The organism is Streptomyces sp. S6 (genome assembly GCF_054880855.1).
In genome coordinates, this window is sequence record NZ_JBTYMC010000635.1 from 1 (window position 1) to 1,429 (window position 1,429).

At 76.8% G+C, this 1,429-nt stretch carries 1 pseudogene; it reads right to left on the reverse strand.

Features of this window, described 5'->3' with window-relative positions:
• A pseudogene (locus tag ACVNF4_RS35990) lies at positions 1–1,429 on the reverse strand (helix-turn-helix transcriptional regulator); the annotation flags it as partial.

Genomic DNA, 1,429 nt, shown 5'->3' on the forward strand with positions numbered 1-1,429 from the left:
AGGCCACCCGCCCCGGCCCCCCGGCCGTGCTCGCCCCGCCGGGACTCCGCCCCCCGCCCCGTCCGCAGCCGTGCCAGCGCGAACGCCGCCCGTGCCTCCTCCAGCCCGTACCCGAGCTTGGCCAACCGGTTCTGGACGGACGTCAGCTGGGTGAGCGCGGCGTCGAGGTCACCGCGCGCCGCCCGCACCAGCGCCTCCGCGCGGTCGACGACGGCGAGGATGCTCTCGCGCCCGAGCCGCAGCGCGTGCGCGCGGGTGACGTCGATGACGTCCTGGGCCTCGGCGGGCTCCCCGATCCGGACGAGCGCCTCGGCGAGGTCGCCCTGCCAGCGCCCGCGCGCCGGGTCGGTGATCCCGAGGCCCTGCTCCAGCTCACGCACGCGGCGCAGCGACTGGACGGCGCCGGCGGGGTCGTCCGCGACGAGCTGCGCGTACCCCAGGGAGGCGAGCGCCTTGGAGAGGTACATCTGGTCGCCGTCCCCCTCCGCCCGCCCGGCCGCCTCCTGGGCCAGCTCCAGGGCCCGCTGGACGTCACCGCCGGACGCCTCCGCCATGGACGTCAGCATCGCGGAGGCGCCGAGCCCGATCCCGGAGTCGCGGGCGAGCCGCAGGGACTCGCGGGCCAGGTCGAGCGCGCGCCCGCAGTGCCCGGAACGCAGTTCGGTCTCGGCGAGGAAGCGCTGGAAGTGCACCTCGCTCTCGACGACGCCCCGTCGCTGAACCTCCCGCAGCAGCGCGGTGATGGTGGTGCGCGCCTCGGGGAGCTGGTCGCTCATCAGCAGCCAGCGGAAGCGGGCCATCGCGGGCCCGTTGTGGTGGCAGGCGACGTCCGCGAACTGGGGCTCGCGCAGGGCCTTCTTGATGGTGGCGGGCGCGTCCGGGTGACCCATCAGGGTCTCCGTGGACGCCTGGAGGGACAGCGCCATCAGCTCCGTGCGCCGGTCCTCGCCGCGCTCGGCCAGCTCGGCGGCGTGCGCGGCCTGCCGGCGGGCCTCGGGGAAGTCGCCGTCCACGACCAGGCCCCGCCAGGAGAGCTGGTAGTGGACGAGCGCGAGGAGCCCGGGGTCGTCGCCCGCGTCCGCGAGGACCTTCGGGAAGACCGCGTCGACGTCGCCGAGGGCCTGACCCGCGGACTCGATGACGACCATCCAGGCGCGCACCCGGTCGGCGGGCGCGGTGGCCCGGGTCAGGACGTCGTGCGCGATGTCCCGCGCGAAGTCGGCCTCACCTGCGGTGATCGCGTCCTCGCCCGCCTCCAGGCGGCGTTCGTCGGGGGCGGGGGAGGCGTCCGGCGGGGTGTGCCGGGCGGCCAGCAGGCCGAGGGAGGCGGCGACCGAGGGAGCACCCCGGTCCCGGGCGAGCGCTGCGGCCTCGGAGAGCCGGTCGGCGACCTGAGGGTCGGTGCCGGTGGTGGCCAGCGCGAGGTGCC